This window comes from Dictyobacter kobayashii, assembly GCF_003967555.1.
Taxonomy (GTDB): Bacteria; Chloroflexota; Ktedonobacteria; order Ktedonobacterales; family Ktedonobacteraceae; genus Dictyobacter; species Dictyobacter kobayashii.
This window is the reverse complement of record NZ_BIFS01000001.1, coordinates 3977713-3993998: the sequence shown is the minus strand read 5'-3', so window position 1 is coordinate 3993998 and position 16286 is coordinate 3977713. Positions and strand designations below refer to the sequence as shown.

Here is a 16286-nt window from a genome sequence, read left to right as displayed (position 1 = left end):
GTAGAAGTCGCATCTTCACTTGCATCAGAGCTTTTAATCTGATACCATACAATAATATTAATCTATAAGTGCGCTCTATTTTTCAGGCAAATGGTAAAACGATTGTATATAATCATAATTCTACTTATTGCTGAGTTAGAGCTGCTTCGTCATTCCAGCCAACAGTCATTTTAACCCATTTATATTAGCGGCTGCACGCTGGACCAGTATTACTTGACAGGGAGGTTGTATCTTGGCAGGTAGCTTGTTTTCTTCTCGCCATTATCGTTCAAAACGTTTTTTAGTCTTAGTTATAGTTTGTCTCCTGGCATTAGGATGCAGTTTCCTTATCAATGCCAGTACATCCGCCTCTTCAGCAGTTGACAAAGCCGTCACAGGAATCTTTGTAGGCAAGGCAGAGGTTGGTGGAGAAGATACAGCTAATCACGACTATTATCTCTCCTTCACCATCAATCAGGGAAAGGCACTGATAGCTGTAGCTACCCTGACAGAAATCTATTCCAACAAGGTCCTGGTACAAAACCACACGATGAAATCCGACCTGGGCTTTGTAAGGCCTTCTTTACAGAATAAGCAAGCCTGGGAAGTAGATGTCAAAGTTGCCTCAGACAAAGTATATGGGCAATTTATTGTGCATGGAAAAGGTCAGGATAAGAAATATAATGTGACGGCCACCAGGGCTACAGGCAATGCTGGCCTGTATTGGACCAAAACCCGCAGCGAGAACTCTACCTATGTTGGTGGTTGGATTCTACTCGCAGATGAGCGCGAACAGGGTGGAGGAGTGCTCAAAGATGGCCAAAAGTCTGAAAGTCGACCAGTACTGCGATCACAACAGATCCACTCTCAGCAGGCTAGCCTGGATGAAAATACTATCTTGTTGGTCAAAAAAGTTGAGCCATCAATGATCGATAGTGTCGATCTCTCTTTCCCTGCCCGATACTAACATAACAACAAAAAAGAGCCCCGGAGCAACCGGGGCTCTTTTTGTAATATTTCACTTAGAGAGTGTGTCAGACCCTCATCTTACCGGGACGCTCGAGCGCTCCCACACGGGCGTCCGCATGCGCGGCCGCGCTGGTTTTCTATGTTGGTGCAACAGGGGCGCGGATGCGCCCCTGTTGCACCAACATAGAAAACGCCTTTCTGAGCACCTGCGGCACTCAAAATCATTTTTATAATGTAGTGTAGAAAACGCATACCATTTTTATAATGTAGTGTAGAAAACGCATACCATTTTTATAATGTAGTGTAGAAAACGCATACCATTTTTATAATGTAGTGTAGAAAACGCATACCATTTTTATAATGTAGTGTAGAAAATGCGCTGTGCGCATTTTCTACACTACATTATAAAAATGGTCGGGCGCGCCAGCGCACGTCCGCACAGAACCGATTTGATTCCCATAGGTATGGGAATCGAACACATCCCTAGCCATTTATGGGCAAGCCTTCCATGGCCATAATTTTCAGTGCATTAGTAGTCGGACAGGGTCCTTCGCGCAAGATGTAGTCAAAAGCCATCTGTCCCTCAATCACTTCTTCGCGGAAGTGATTGTTGCGTACCTGTGGCACGCTCTCGGCCAGGGTTACCAGCTCTAAATCATGGGTAGAGATCAAGCCAACACAGTTATGTCCCACCAGTGATTTAACGAAAGAGCGGCTTCCAATCAGGCGTTCACGATTATTGGTGCCCTTGAAGATTTCATCCACCAGGAAGAAGAGAGGTAGTTGCCCTGGCTCCTTCAGCGCTTCGAGCAGGGCATGGAGACGGCGAACCTCAGCATAGAAATACGAATAGCCGTCAGTTACCGAATCAGTGACGCGAATACAGGTAAAGAGCCGGAAGAGGGTGGTTTGGAAAGCACTGGCACAGACAGGGCCACCAGCGTAGGCCAGGCATAGATTCACACCCAGGGTGCGCAGAAACGTACTTTTACCAGCCATATTAGAGCCGGTGATGATGATGACCTCACCCAGTTCATTCAACCTAAAACTGTTGGTGACCTTCTTTTCAACGGGAATCATGGGATGGCCCAGATGCTCAACGCGGAAAAGAGGATCTCCCTCTTGCTGCTTCTGCTGCTGCCCTGAAATCTCAGGCAGAATATATTCGGGATTGAGATAGGCAAAGGCTGCCAGAGAGCAGATGGCTTCCAGTTCAAACCAGGTATCTAACCAGATGGGAAGGCGAGCTCGCAGTTGTGCTTTATACTGCAATAACTTTTGGGCACAGTAAAGATCCCAGGGTACAAAGGCGTTGACAACGAACCAGAGGATACCGTTGTTTTTGAGGGTTGCCGCGGCAGAGATACGTGCCGTCCCTTTTAGCAAGGCCGATGGACCACTCTCCCGCTGCCGGGTAAAGGGCTCGCAAAGCGTCTGTAACTGTGAATGGGCCCGGTAAGGATACGTCTCCAGGTAGGAGAAGATAGAGCTAAGTGTGCCAAAGCCATAGCGCAGGTAGGAGGCATCCTCGAAGATATCACCACGCTGGTTGGCGGTGGCAAAAAAGAGGATCACGCTGGCTCCCAGCGACCAACCCCAGAGGGGAGGAAGAGAGGTAAAAAGTGAGAGCAGGAAGAGAACGACGGTCAGGATATTAAGGGCTGAAGAGAACCAGAACAGGGGACGCAGAGACGCGGTTGACTCCTGTTGCTCCAGCCAGCGCATTAAACGCTTACCTTCCAGTTGCTCCGATTTGCCACCAGCAGCTAATAAAGAATTGAGGATCAGCCGATCCCGAAAACGTGTCAGCGGTATCAATTCACGAACCAGGGCCTGGCGCTGCTGAACCGTCTCTAAATGTGGTGAGGTCTGCAAAAGCCAATCACGCAGGCGTCCCATCCCTTCACGCGACACCCCTGTATTTACCAGTCGATGAATCGAGCGTGGACCAGTCATGTCCAGGTCGACTTCAAACGGATGCCCCTCCACCGGAGGCTCAGAAATAACCGCCGGCATGCGCTCCCAATCTAGCTTCATACGTGCGATATGGGCGGATTTAATATGCATCCAGAGGGTATGGCGAGCAATGCTATGGTCAATCAAACCATGATAATGGGCAACCACCCCGAACAATACCATGGAAACGACAAACACTGGAATAGCCAGCCACCAGAGCGACGCAATGAACAGCAATACGGTAAGCGCTATCCCCACAAAGAAAATAGCGACCCGTGACCACGAATAGATATTGCTACGCGGCGTCAAAACATCTATGCGACGTTGCAGGCGTCCAACCTGGGACTCCAACAACTGAATTCGTTCTTGCTTTTTATCCACTCTACTGTTGTATCCTTTAATTGTATGGGTACGACTGTCATGATTATGTTAGAGTCTAACACTTCAGGCAGCGATAGACAAGAGAGAAGGCACCTTGTAAGCATCTCTTGCTACGAGGTATGATGAAATGTGTAGGCAAAAAAGACAGGCGTATCTTTAGCGATTATCTATCCATACGCCACACTTTTCGACAATTCCGATGCGACTATAAACTGCACTATTTACTCCATTCAATGAAGAAAGGTAATGCAAGATGCAAGTAGAGAACAAAACATTTTTTATCACCGGAGGGGCATCCGGCCTGGGAGCGGCCTGCGCTCGGCTATTGGCAAAGTCAGGAGCCCGGGTGGTCCTGGCGGATCTCAATCAGGAAACAGGATCGGCGTTAGCCCGTGAGCTGGCTGAGGCGGCCCTCTTTGTCCCGACTAATGTGGTAGACGAACAAAGCGTTCAACAGGCTCTCCAGGCGGCCAGGGACCATTTTGGGACCCTGCATGGCGTTATCAACTGTGCTGGTATCGGGTCCGCCGAAAAAGTGATCGGCAAAAATGGCCCGAGCAGCCTGGAAAGTTTTACGCGCGTCATCAATATCAACCTGATTGGTACCTTTAACGTAATCCGCCTGGCAGGAGAAATCATCAGCCAGAATACGCCTGAGGAGAGTGGTGAGCGAGGAGTAATTATTAATACTGCTTCAGTGGCCGCCTTCGATGGGCAGATCGGCCAGGCCGCCTACTCTGCCTCCAAAGGCGGCATTGTTGGTATGACGCTCCCTATTGCGCGCGAGTTTGCCCGCTATGGTATCCGCGTTATGACGATCGCTCCCGGTATCTTCGACACCCCTCTGCTGGCGGGATTGCCGGAACCAGCTCGCATCTCGCTGGGACAACAGGTCCCCTTTCCGCCGCGCCTGGGACGCCCGGATGAGTATGCGGCCCTGGCCAAACATATCATTGAAAATGAAATGCTCAACGGCGAGGTGATCCGTCTGGATGGTGCTATAAGAATGCAGCCTCGTTAAGCGATTCTATTAGACAGGGAGAATAGTTCAAGCATAGCACTATTCTCCCGCGCCATAATCAATCATAACTATTGTGGCTTATCGCCCTGATCCCAGTCGAGGGCCATTTTGGCGGTGGTGCCCCCGTCGATATAAAGAATCTGGCCGGTGATAAAGTCTGCGGCATCCGAAGCCAGGAAGGCGACTGTGGGGGCAATATCTTTCGGGCGGCCTACACGCCCCAGGGGAATAAGACTATTGCCAAAGTCGGTGGTATAGTTAGGAATGTCGGCATAACGTGGGACCTCAATCAGTCCAGGACCAACCGCGTTAACACGGATATGGCGGGGTGCCAGCTCAATGGCAAGCTCACGTGTGAAGGCGATAATGGCCCTTTGGTCGCCGCATAGACCGAGTGACGGGTAAAGCCTGCATAGCCATGGACGGAGGTGATATTGATAATTGAGCCCCCTCCACGCTTTTCCATGGATTTGACAGCTTGCTGGGCACAAAAGAAATAGCCTCGAATATTGAGGTGGAAAACATCATCAAAGAGCTCTTCGGTAATATTTTCAAAGTGGTCGGCCCTGGTGACGCCGGCATTATTCACCAGAATGTCGATGCCACCAAAATGCTCGATCACTTCATCAACCACGCGACGGCACTCTTCAACTACACCTAGCTTGCCTGAGACGGTCATCGCACTGCCACCCAATTTATTAATCTCTGCTGCCGCCTCATGCGCTCCGGCAGCGCTACTGGCATAATGCAGCGCCACTTTCGCTCCCTGGCGACCTAGCTCAATGGCGATGGCCTGCCCGATACCAACGCCCGCACCTGTTACCAGCGCAACCTGACCAGATAGTGCACCCATGCTCACAACTCCTTTTCTCCATTATTAATTCATACCCTGTACAGTTAATTATGCTTAAATCCGGCTGATTGGTTCCATAAATCAGTGTATCACGCAGAGTATAAGGAAAGAAACGCAGAGCTAGCAATGCTTGACTTGATAGAAATACCTTGTAAGGGATTGCTTAACCAGTACATGCGTGCGATAATCCAGGCAACTAGAAATAATCTATTCTATATGCATAATGTCACGCCACAAAAAGAAATACCATAAGGCAGCATGTTACACTTCCACAACAAGGTAAGGAGAATAACAGTGCAATTAGTACGTTACCGATCCACGACAGGTACAATCGTCCTCGGGCTGATGGCCAATAATCGCCTGGTTGGTACCTTTCCGGCGCCCAATACGACTTTGTCTGATCTCTTGCGGCTGCATATCGATGAATTACGTATGCTGATCGAATACGCCTTGCAGGGAAATAAGGAGATTGCGCTTGAAAAGGTTCTGGCACCGATAGATGGCAGTACAGAAGTCTGGGCGGCTGGCGTGACATATAAACGATCAGAGGAAGCGCGCAGAGAGGAGAGCGATACCCCCAACATTTATGCGCGGGTCTACCAGGCCGAGCGCCCTGAGCTCTTTTTTAAAGCCACAGCGCGCCGCGTCAGCGGGCCCGGTGAACTGATCGCCGTTCGCTCCGATTCTCATTGGGATGTGCCCGAGCCTGAATTGGCCGTGGTCGCGAACGCTCACGGGGAGATTGTGGGCTATACCATTGCCAATGACGTCAGTTCGCGTAGCATTGAGGGCGAGAATCCTCTCTATCTCCCTCAGGCCAAAGTCTACTCCGGCAGTTGCGCACTGGGACCAACCATCACGCTGGCCTGGACGATGCCAGATCCGCGCCAGCTCAAAATACAGATGCAGATCGAACGCGGCGGTAAAACCTACTGGGAAGGTGAAACCAACACGAATGGGCTCAAGCGCAGCATGGAAGAACTGATTTCGTATCTCTACCGCGATAATGATTTTCCCGGAGGAGCTATCCTGTGCACCGGCACCGCACTGGTCCCAGAACATCCCTTTACACTTGAGCAGGACGATGTGGTGCACATTGATATTGAGCAGCTTGGTATACTCCATAATCCAGTGGTCAGGGGTAAAGCAGCTCTACTACATCGATTGTAGTGGTTGTTTATAAATCTTTGTGCCGATTGGATTTCTGGATATAACTAATACCAAGCGCAAAACCTACCACAACCAGGAAGATGAACAAGAAGCCACGTATATTCTCTGCGGGACTATATTCTTTGCCCTGTATGGCCGTAACTTCTTCATCAGAGACCCCCAGCAGATCAATCAGAGAATCAAGCATACTACCGTAGATCCGGCGCAGGCCCAGAGGTGCAAAAGTGCGCTCAAAAAAGCCTCCGACACCTGTGCCGCCCTCCCATTCGCTAGCCACGCTGACCCTGGTTTTATTACCTCCCATTAGAGGAGAGAGTACCCAGGTCGTTACCAGGGAGGAATTACTATCGCGCTCAGTCAGCACCCGACCTTGACCGCTTCATCAACGCGCATCCGATAGGCACGCTCCCGATTAGCCGCCTGTAACAGGTAGCTAATAACGGTCCCACTACCTTTGCCGCCTTTTTCTACCGTATAATCAATAAAATTAGGCGTCAACATCCTGGGTCGCTGCTCTTTATAATCAGATAAAACGGAATAGATCTTTTCTGGGCGCGCATTTATAACGCGCTCTTTTTGTACAACTATTCTACTCATACCATTCCTCACATTCTACTTGGACATTCTCAGAATATGCCTCACTCTCATCATAACACGAAACACGAAGAAAAGTTTTGCGGGATACAACTAAGGCAAGGAGATCACGAGCAAGCGAGAAGATGTCCATTCTTTCAGGTGTGGAGTGTGTTTGATGGGCGGCCGCAGTCCCCATCAAACACACTCCACACTCTCAACCCGGCGCCGCAGGCGCCAAAGAGGAGTATGAAAAAAACCTACCATTAAGGGGTATATGATGCGTGAAGCTGCTTTATAGGAGGGAATAATCAGTAAATAGCAGGTCTGCTATCCTGTAAGCGCGACACCTGGAAGGCGACATTGCCCTCAACTATGCACCGGTGCTTATCTGCTAAGGCAAGAGCCGCGCTTGAACAACCTTCTTCAGGCTTACACAGGCCTAAAGAAGAAGTACTATCTAGAAGGATTTATATAAAGGTCGTCCCCCTGCAAACAGGCGTAGACATCAAGAGTATCAGCTACAACAATTTTCGTCCAGGATTTTAAAGCCACAGGTATTTTTGCATTATCCTGCGCGCTCTGAACGTTACACTCACTATGCTTCTCTATAGACGTAGCGCTAGACGATTGACAACCAGCGCTCTTTGCCGGCACGTAAATAAAGAACTCGTGGGCGGGCAAAACAGAATTATTCATCTGGCAACTCCTTCCCTTTCGGAAGAGACATATATTCTCATCTTTAGTATGCCAGCTAAGTGTGAAGAGACAATAAAGAGAATGTTATGAATTTGTCACAATTATGTATTTGTTAACATATCCGGGGGCATAAAAAAAGGGAGCCGATCCATGATCAGCCCCCTGAATTAATAGTACTATTTTAACGTGCGGCGAACTGTTGATCTTTCTTTGCGCTGCCATCATCCACTGAAGGGGTTAGCAGTTGTTTGGCACGCTCCAGGCCAATAGAGAGCAACAGGGTTGGAATACGTGGGCCCGTATCACTGCCACAGATCAAGGTATACAGTGAGATGAAGAAGGAGCGTTGTGCCTGCTTCAATTCGTCATTGGGGGGAGTATCCACCGCCAGACCACGCACAACCTTTGGAATACTATACATCAGCTCGGTCAGGCCGGTCAGGTTCCAGGAAGCATCCAGGCGCTCGGACAGCATCTGTATACTTGCCTGATCCATAGCGGAGAAAGCCGCGAAAGCCTCGCTATCAAAGCTGCTGCGAATCTGGGTACGCTCATCATCGGGCAGGTAGTTGTTAACCCAGTTAAGGGCACAGGTGAAGCGCGGCTCCAGCTCGGTGCGCAATGTATCCAGATCCTCCAGCTCAGGCAGGGTCTGTGAGATGATACGCAAGACCTGTTTTTCATTGGCCTGCGTCACATCAATGACCGAGGTCAGCAATGGGAACGGCACAGCCTTATGGGTATACACGATCTCTTCGCTACTGGTTCTGGTCGCGCGCTCAAACAGGCGCTGGTTCACCTCATTGGCGGCGCCTTTGTTGATCTGGCGCACCAGGGCATCCCACTCCTCATAAAGGCGTAGTAGACCCTGACCATAGTCGATATCAAAGGCCTGGTTATTGGCACGACGGGCATAGAGCCAGCGCAGGATGGCGGGCTCCACAATATCAAGCGCCGAAGAGACGGTCGCGGTGGTACCAGCCGAGCTCGAAATCTTCGAACGACCGCCCATACCGACGAAAGCATAGCCAATAAACTGCGGTGCCACAGCGCCATATACCTTCTGTATGATGCGCTGTCCCACGGTATAGCTACTACCAGGAGAGGCGTGATCCTCACCAGCTGGCTCAAAGTCGACCTGCTCATAGCTCCAGCGCATCGGCCAGTCAACTTTCCAGACCAGCTTGCCGTCGATGCGCTCGTTCAGACTATAGCCCGCCTCGTGCCCACAGTTATCGCAGACATAGGTGAGGTAGGAATCTTCCTCGCGATACGAGGTCAGGTGTGTCATATCCTTATGGCAATTCTCACAATAGGGTTTGAAGGGATAATAGGCGACGCGTCGCTCATCCACGGTATCTTTCTGGCCCTCAAGATTCTGATACTCGGCCAGAATATCAAAAATCTCGGCACGCTGGTGAATGGCTTCTTTAATCTGTTCGCGATAGTCACCACGGCGATAAGCCTCCGACTGGCGAATATAGCGAGGATGGATACCCAGGCGGCTCAAGCCAGCAGTAAAATCAGTGATATAGCGGGTGGCATACGAATCATACTCCCCAAATGGATCGGGGATATCCGCGTAAGGCATACCAATATAATTGGCATATTCAGCAGGAATACCGGCTGGCACCTTACGCAACCGATCATAATCATCCCAGGAATGGAGATGATCCACTTTCCAACCACGGCCACGCAGTTCTTCAGCCACCAGGTGAACCGTGAACGGCTCACGTAAATTTCCCAGGTGAATAGGACCCGAAGGGCTAATACCAGAAGCACACACGATGGTGGCATCCTCGCCCTTACGCTGCCGCACCCTGGCTTCTACACGGTCAGCTACTTTTGTTACCCAATCAGCTTTCATTGTCACTATCTCCAGCAATATAGCTCGCTTTATAATCTTTTGTAATTTTCGATGCTCATTATTGTATCAGTTTAGCTTGCAATAGTCTTTATGACAGGGCAAGAATTGCTATAGGGGATAGCCTGAATAAACCACACATCTACATCTTGAGCAATTTCTGCTCGTAACAGCGAGCCTCACAACCAATTCTTAAGATCAATATAATTCATCCCGACTCTTTCGGGCCGCCTGCTTAGCGGTATAAGTAAGCACGAGACGCTCTTGATTGGATGCAGAGTTAACCCCTGCATCCTTGAGGATGAGATTTCAGCAATTATTGCTTATTCATGTCTCGGTAAATGTGCTCGGATGGCCCGGACAAATTCATTCGTTCCGGCCTGACCGCCTTGATCAACAGGGAGCAGAGTGCCTTCCTGATAGGTCTGTTCGATGGCGGACGTTAAAGCACGCGCTTGTTTATTATACCCCAGGTAATCAAGCAGCAGTGCTCCCGATAAAAGCATGGCGGTAGGATTGATGATACCTTTACCAGCCAGGTCAGGGGCGGAGCCATGCACCGGCTCAAAGTAGGCATAGTCCTCGCCATAGCAGGCACTGGGAGAGAGTCCCAGTCCCCCGATGGTACCACTGGAGACATCGGCCAGAATATCGCCGTGTTCATTGCCCAGCACTACCACATCCAGGCTTTCCGGAGAGGCGACGAGGCGGCGAGCCATATCATCAACCAGGAACTCCTGGTAAGTCAGGCTGGGATGCTGACTGACCGTATCCTTTACAATGGTGCGAAAACGCCCGTCGGTGCGTGGCTGGATCGAATATTTGGCGCCCAGCGTTACCCGACCGGGATAGCCTGCCGCCTGGCGCTGCAGGGCCAGCTCACAGGCATGGTTTGCCACACGCTGCATCTGCTCATCTGTACTGACTTTAATTGAATAAGCTCCTACCTTTTCCACCGGGGGAGCCATCCACCAGGAACTGCTGCTTGGCAGGGCCGCCAGTTCAGAGACATCGCCCTCACGCGGAGGATACATCCCTTCCAGATTATCACGCGCAATCACATAATCAATGCGCTCTGGATGCTGCATTGGACTGTTATAACCTGGAATCCAGCGCACCGGGCGCACATTGATATAGGTTTCTTTGTTCCAGCGCAAGTACCAGAGAATCGGACGGCTGGGTCCGCCGCTGGCACCAAACAAGGTGCAATCCGCCGCGTCGATCGCTTCCCGCGTTACATCTGGAAATGGCGTCCCATATTGCGCCTGCGCCTCCCGACCACAGGGCGCCTCCGTAAACCGGATCTCTGGCGCCAACTCTCGCAGGATCTCTACGGTAGGTCGCATCACCTCCGGAGCCGCGTCATCCCCAGAAATTACACACACCAACGGCGGATTATGCAATTGTCGATTACCCATAATTATCATCTCTTCCTTCATGCTCTTATCATAAAAAACAAAGCGACAAAAAAGAGATAGCTGCTGGCGCGGCTATTGCAGCCGCATCAATCCTCGCTACCTCTTTTTTGTCGCCAGGCAATAGCTTTTCTTAGTAAACGAGTTGGCCCTGATTGGCTTCAATATAATTGATGATGCCGCCGGCGGCTACGATACGGGCAACGAATGGATCGAGCGGCTCCGCCTGGAAGGTCTGGCCGGTGGTGAGATTGCGGATCTCGCCGGTCTCCAGGTTTACATCTAACTGTTGGCCATCTTCGCTATTGAGCACGGCTTCCTCACAGACCAGTACAGGCAGTCCAATGTTGACGGCGTTGCGATAGAAGATGCGCGCAAAGCTACGGGCAACCACAACCTTGACCTGGTTGGCCAGGATCGAGGTTGGAGCGTGCTCACGTGAGGAGCCACAACCAAAGTTATGGCCTCCCATTAAGATATCACCGGGCTGGACGCCCTGAGAAAATTCAGGATAGGCCTCATAGAGGCAATATTTTGCCAGCTGGGCATGATCGGTCGTAACATTGTAACGTCCAGGAATGATCAGATCGGTATTGATATTGTCACCGACTTTCCAGATGCGTCCCATTGTAGTTTTCTCCTTTTGTCTATTTCTGTTTAATTCTCTTCGCTAGCTTTAAGCAGGATTTTCAGCCAGTAAGACGCTGCGTGGATCGGTGATGTGGCCAGTCAGGGCGGTTGCAGCGACGGTCGCGGGGCTGCCCAGATAGATTTCTGCGGTGGGATCACCCATGCGGCCGGTAAAGTTTCGATTCATGGTGGTCAGTGCGCGCTCGCCAGGAGCCAGGACCCCAAAGTGGCGTCCGATGCAGGGTCCACAACCAGGTGTACCAACGGAGGCGCCGGCCTGGGCAAAGATCTCCAGGTAGCCACGGCGCATGGCCTCCAGATAGATCTCACGCGAAGCTGGAATAACAACCATACGCAGGTCCGGGCTAATCGTGCGGCCGCGCAGGATGTTAGCGGCAATCTCCAGATCATCCAGACGGCCATTGGTGCAGGTACCCAGGAAGACCTGGTCAATTTTAACATCCTCAACTTCTTCAGCTGGATGCACGATATTGACATCAGGCGGACAGGCAACCAGGGGTCTCATATTAGTGACATCGATCTCAATCACCTGCTCATAGCGTGGATTGTGCGCACGCAACAAGGGATATTCTTTGTCGGTACGACCTCGTAGCCATTCCTGAGTAGTCGCATCGGCCGCAATCAAGCCGGCTTTACCACCCATTTCAATCGCCATATTAGAGAAGGTCATGCGCTCACTCATTGAGAAGTTTTCGATCACCTCACCGGTATATTCGATAGCGCGATAATTGGCACCATCGACACCCAGGCGGCGCACAATTTCTAGCGAGATATCTTTGGCAAAAACACCCGCCGGCAAGGTACCAGTGATATTTACATTGATGGTCTCTGGCACCCGGAACCAGCTACGACCGGTTGCATAGGCCACACCGATATCGGTTGAACCCATGCCAGTACCAAAGGCGCCAAAGGCTCCGTAAGTACATGAATGGCTGTCTGCCCCTACAATGATGCTGCCCGGCAAGACAAATCCCTTCTCTGGCATTACCTGGTGGCAGATACCTTCCTGCAAGATAGGGATCTCTTGTTCCTGCGCGAATGAGCGTACCTCGCGATGCAGGGTAGCGGCCGCAATGGTGGCGGCAGGAATGATATGGTCAAAAACGATATGCGAGCGCTTCTGATCAAAGACACGGCCATTATTCTGTTTTGCCAGTTTGCGGAAAGCTTTAATGGCCAGCGGAGTCGTAGTATCATGACTCATTACATGATCGACATCTACCACAACTGTATCTCCTGCGTGAACAGGACGACCTAATTTATAACTAAAAATCTCTTCGGCTAGCGTTCCCATACCAGGCTTCCTTTCTCTTCATACCAGGCAAGAATAAATGTATTAACCTCTTCATCATTGAGGGAGCCACGCTCCGCACGCTCTTTCAGGGCCTGCGTCAGTTGCGCGATCTCCTCAGAGGTAAGTTGTAATCCTAATGAAACGGCTCGATGTCCAACAGCGTAGCGTCCGGTAAAGCGTGAGCCAACATCGACGTGGCGCACAACGCCGAAATCAGTGGGATTAAGAATTTCATACGCATGTGGATTGCGCAGTACCGCTTTGGTGTGCACACCGGCGCGATGCGTGAACGCACTGGGAGCGGTAATCGGCATATTATAAGGAATGTTTATATTCAGGCAGTCCGCGACATACTGATCCAGCTCCACCAGTTGCGTTAGATCGTAAGCAGCCAGCAGGTCGGGATAGTGGATATAGAGCTGTGAGATGATGCCGCTCAGTGAGGCGATACCATTGCGCTCCCCGATCCCCATAACTGTGACATCCAGACAATCTGCGCCAGCCTCGAAGGCAGAGATGGTATTGGCAATGGCACAACCGGTGTCGTTATGGCCATGGAATTCAATGCCGACATTGGGATAGCGATTAGCGATCAGACTAACCAACCGGTCAACCTGACGTGGGGTTGCTATACCTACGGTGTCCGGCAAACCGATGCGTTCGACGCCGGCATCCACCACCGCATCAAAAACCGTCAGCAGATCAACCAGGTCACTGCGAAAGGCATCTTCGGCCGAGAAACGCACATAGCGCCCGGCCTCGCGAATACGGCGGATCAAAGGGACCGCGTCATGGGCGATCTGTTCTATCTTGCGTCCATGGCTATATGAGCGCAGTTCATTGGAGGTACCAAAGAACAGGTTCAAACCATAGACGCCAGTATCCAGTGCAGCCTGTACATCGGCCTCAACACAGCGTACGTGAGCCACTACATGTGAGCGTAAATTCAGCGCGCAGATGGCCTCAATAGCTTCGCGCGTCTCAGGCGAAGAAACGGGCGAGGGGACCTCTATAAATGTTACCCCGAGACGATCAAGCAAGCGCACGATCATCACACGCTGCTCCAGGGTGAAAAAGGTTTTAATGAATTGCTCCCCCTCGCGCAGAGTGCTATCCAGAATAGCCAGTGATCTCATAATGCTGTTTCCCTTTGCGATGCAATATCTTGCAGAACACGTTCGAGCACATCAATCGCATGGGTATATTCGGCCAGGCGTATATGCTCGTTGGGCGTATGATCAAGGCGCGAGTCACCAGGCCCATAGGCGACGATGTTCTGTCCCCAGATCGGCCCCACAACATTCATGTCTGATGTTCCCGTTTTATGTTTAAAGGTCGGTTGCTCTCCAGTGGCTCGAATAGCGGCGATAAAGGCTCGGGCCAGGGGAATGGCGCGGGTTGTCTGATAGGCAACCTCTTCACCTGAAAAGATCAGGTGGATCTCGTCTTCATAAGCCCAGCGCTGCAACTGCTCACGCAGGGCGGCGATATCGAAATTGGGCGGGAGACGATAGCCGATGGTAAAGCTGGTACGTTCCTCCAGACCATCCTGCGCGCTGTTAATGCTACGCAGGGACGGCAGCAGGGCGGCGAAGGTTGAATTACCAGCGTGTTCCTGATTCCATGCTTCGGCGTGGCGGCGCACACATTCCCAGAACGCGGCAGCCACTTCATTGCTACTCTGCAAAGGTCCAGCACTGTGACTTGATTGGTGCGTGACACAGCCATCCAGCAAGAGGCGTCCTTTGTAACCGATGGTTACAGCCTGGCTGCTGCTTGGCTCGCCAATGATACAAGCCGATGGCTGATAGCGGTTAACAACTCCACGCGCACCACGCGAGGTCGCCGCTTCTTCTTCAACTGCTCCTACAACAACAATGGGATGGGCCGGGGAAGACGTACGGGCCACACGGGCGGCTGCACAGATAAAGGCGGCCAGCGGCCCTTTAGCATCGACGGCCCCCGGCCATAGAGTAGTCCGTTCTCGATACGCACCGGAATATTTCCCGGCACGGTATCCATATGTCCAAGTAAAACGACTGGCTGCCGGGCATCCAGTTCAGCATGGGTGCTGGCTATAAAATTACCGACCTCATCAACATAGGCGTGTAGACCCAGTTGTTGTGCCTGCTCAACCAGGTGGTGGGCCAGCGCACCCTCCTGCCGAGAGAGGCTAGGGATCGTCAGCATACTCTGTAAGAGGGCAACCTCGGGGTTCTCTGCTGGAGCCTGCTCAGCTGTCTGATTAGAACGTGAGGTGCCTGTCAATACGTCTGTAATAATATCCAGGGCCTGGTCGAGCTGCGCTTCGCTAATCACCAGCGGTGGCAGCAGGCGCAGGACATTGGGTCCGGCAGGTAAGGCCAGCACACCACGCTCGCACAACTCTTCCAGGTAAGGCTGGACGCGTTTGGTCAGTTCAATACCAATTAACAGGCCACGGCCGCGCACCTCACGAATAAGGGGTGATTGAATGGCCCGCAGGCGCTCCACGGCATGAGCTCCCAGATCGGCTGCGCGGGCCGGCAGATCTTCTTGCGCTAAGATATCCAGTGTTGCCAGCGCGGCCGCACAGGCGAGAGGATTGCCGCCGAAGGTGCTGCCATGGGCTCCACGTGTGATGCGGCCACTCTCCATTACCCGTGTGCCCAGACAAATGGCCCCCATTGGGACGCCACCCGCCAGGGATTTGGCCAGACAGAGGATATCTGGCTCTACAGCATACTGTTCACAGGCGAAGAGGCTACCCGTACGCCCAAATCCCGTCTGAACTTCATCAATGATGAGCAGAGCCCCGCGCTCACGACAGAGGGCAGCCAATCCCTGAACATAGGCCTCCTGAGCGCTATGCACGCCACCTTCAGCCTGTACCAGTTCGATAATCACGGCCGCTGTATCCTCTGTAATCGCCGCCTCAGCAGCTTTTAGATCGTTATAGCGAATATGCGAGACACCCGGAATTAGCGGCGCAAATGGCTCGCGATAATGCTTCTCCCAGGTGGCGGAGAGTGCGCCCATGCTGCGACCATGAAAGCCGCGCAAGGTCGCGATGATACCGGTGCGGCCAGTAGCCAGGCGAGCAAACTTGAAAGCTCCCTCAATCGCTTCTGTACCACTGTTACAGAGGAAGAAATGCTCAAGCCCGGCCGGGGTAATCTGTGCCAGTCGCTCTAACAGGCGTGCCCGCACATCGTTATAGACAATTTCAGGACAGGTAATCAGTCGCTGTGCCTGGGCGGCCAGGGCAGCGGCAATCTCGCTGCGCCCATGTCCAATATTGGCCACACCATGGCCCGCCATACAATCGATATAGCTACGTCCCTCAGCGTCCCACAATGTGGCACCCTGGCCGCGCACAATAGCTACGGGTCGCTTCCCGTAGACACCGCTCGTATATGTGTTTTCCAAATCAACTAAAGTTGTGCCCATCTGGGACCTCCTTCCTCATTCTTCCTTTATAT

At 51.8% G+C, this 16286-nt stretch carries 13 protein-coding genes and 1 pseudogene; 3 read left to right on the top strand and 11 right to left on the bottom strand.

Annotated elements, in window-relative coordinates; genetic code table 11:
- Positions 1-232 precede the first annotated feature (232 nt).
- A complete protein-coding gene (locus tag EL645_RS17565) occupies positions 233-946 on the top strand; it encodes a hypothetical protein (RefSeq protein ID WP_126551718.1) in 714 nt (237 codons plus the stop codon).
- A gap of 485 nt (positions 947-1431) precedes the next feature.
- Here EL645_RS17565 and EL645_RS17560 read toward each other — a convergent pair whose 3' ends face one another.
- On the bottom strand, positions 1432-3285 hold the full coding sequence (locus tag EL645_RS17560) for a MutS family DNA mismatch repair protein (protein WP_126551717.1): 1854 nt from the start codon (positions 3283-3285) through the stop codon (positions 1432-1434).
- Positions 3286-3538: 253 nt separating this feature from the next.
- On the opposite strand from EL645_RS17560, the gene EL645_RS17555 reads away from it, so the two are divergent.
- Positions 3539-4306: a 3-hydroxyacyl-CoA dehydrogenase gene (locus EL645_RS17555; protein WP_126551716.1), complete on the top strand. Its 768-nt coding sequence runs from the start codon at positions 3539-3541 to the stop codon at positions 4304-4306.
- Positions 4307-4374: 68 nt separating this feature from the next.
- Here EL645_RS17555 and EL645_RS17550 read toward each other — a convergent pair.
- A pseudogene (locus tag EL645_RS17550) lies at positions 4375-5159 on the bottom strand (SDR family NAD(P)-dependent oxidoreductase).
- Positions 5160-5453: 294 nt separating this feature from the next.
- Between EL645_RS17550 and EL645_RS17545 the strand changes: the two are divergent.
- Entirely contained in the window at positions 5454-6329 is an 876-nt protein-coding gene (locus EL645_RS17545; RefSeq protein ID WP_218031893.1) for a fumarylacetoacetate hydrolase family protein, read from the top strand.
- A gap of 7 nt (positions 6330-6336) precedes the next feature.
- Here the strand turns inward: EL645_RS17545 and EL645_RS40250 are convergent, their stop codons facing one another.
- The 9 genes from EL645_RS40250 to EL645_RS17505 form a co-directional block, all read right to left on the bottom strand.
- Positions 6337-6693: a hypothetical protein gene (locus EL645_RS40250; protein WP_174845305.1), complete on the bottom strand. Its 357-nt coding sequence runs from the start codon at positions 6691-6693 to the stop codon at positions 6337-6339.
- Positions 6687-6926, bottom strand: coding sequence for an SRPBCC family protein (locus tag EL645_RS40245; RefSeq protein ID WP_174845304.1), 240 nt, complete (start codon positions 6924-6926; stop codon positions 6687-6689). The genes EL645_RS40250 and EL645_RS40245 overlap by 7 nt, the downstream gene beginning before the upstream one ends.
- Positions 6927-7782: 856 nt before the next feature.
- A complete protein-coding gene (lysS, locus tag EL645_RS17535) occupies positions 7783-9468 on the bottom strand; it encodes a lysine--tRNA ligase (RefSeq protein ID WP_126551715.1) in 1686 nt (561 codons plus the stop codon).
- A 320-nt stretch (positions 9469-9788) separates the two neighbouring features.
- A complete protein-coding gene (locus EL645_RS17530; RefSeq protein WP_161977448.1) occupies positions 9789-10883 on the bottom strand; it encodes an isocitrate/isopropylmalate family dehydrogenase in 1095 nt (364 codons plus the stop codon).
- A 130-nt stretch (positions 10884-11013) separates the two neighbouring features.
- Complete coding sequence (locus tag EL645_RS17525; RefSeq protein WP_126551713.1) at positions 11014-11508, bottom strand: 3-isopropylmalate dehydratase small subunit; 495 nt, start codon at positions 11506-11508, stop codon at positions 11014-11016.
- Between the two features lie 48 nt (positions 11509-11556).
- Entirely contained in the window at positions 11557-12825 is a 1269-nt protein-coding gene (locus EL645_RS17520) for a 3-isopropylmalate dehydratase large subunit (protein WP_126551712.1), read from the bottom strand.
- Positions 12813-13961: a LeuA family protein gene (locus EL645_RS17515; protein WP_126551711.1), complete on the bottom strand. Its 1149-nt coding sequence runs from the start codon at positions 13959-13961 to the stop codon at positions 12813-12815. Before EL645_RS17515 ends, EL645_RS17520 begins: the two co-directional genes overlap by 13 nt.
- Positions 13958-14734, bottom strand: coding sequence for a M20/M25/M40 family metallo-hydrolase (locus tag EL645_RS17510; RefSeq protein ID WP_246035393.1), 777 nt, complete (start codon positions 14732-14734; stop codon positions 13958-13960). Before EL645_RS17510 ends, EL645_RS17515 begins: the two co-directional genes overlap by 4 nt.
- Positions 14692-16254, bottom strand: coding sequence for an aspartate aminotransferase family protein (locus EL645_RS17505; protein WP_218031892.1), 1563 nt, complete (start codon positions 16252-16254; stop codon positions 14692-14694). Before EL645_RS17505 ends, EL645_RS17510 begins: the two co-directional genes overlap by 43 nt.
- Positions 16255-16286 lie beyond the last annotated feature (32 nt).

Bases quoted from the DNA above. Each gene is read 5' to 3' on its own strand.
- EL645_RS17555 (WP_126551716.1), top strand. From the start codon at position 3,539: ATGCAAGTAGAGAACAAAACATTTTTTATCACCGGAGGGGCATCCGGC.
- EL645_RS40245 (WP_174845304.1), bottom strand. From the start codon at position 6,926: ATGAGTAGAATAGTTGTACAAAAAGAGCGCGTTATAAATGCGCGCCCA.
- lysS (WP_126551715.1), bottom strand. From the start codon at position 9,468: ATGAAAGCTGATTGGGTAACAAAAGTAGCTGACCGTGTAGAAGCCAGG.
- EL645_RS17530 (WP_161977448.1), bottom strand. From the start codon at position 10,883: ATGGGTAATCGACAATTGCATAATCCGCCGTTGGTGTGTGTAATTTCT.
- EL645_RS17525 (WP_126551713.1), bottom strand. From the start codon at position 11,508: ATGGGACGCATCTGGAAAGTCGGTGACAATATCAATACCGATCTGATC.
- EL645_RS17520 (WP_126551712.1), bottom strand. From the start codon at position 12,825: ATGGGAACGCTAGCCGAAGAGATTTTTAGTTATAAATTAGGTCGTCCT.
- EL645_RS17515 (WP_126551711.1), bottom strand. From the start codon at position 13,961: ATGAGATCACTGGCTATTCTGGATAGCACTCTGCGCGAGGGGGAGCAA.
- EL645_RS17505 (WP_218031892.1), bottom strand. From the start codon at position 16,254: ATGGGCACAACTTTAGTTGATTTGGAAAACACATATACGAGCGGTGTC.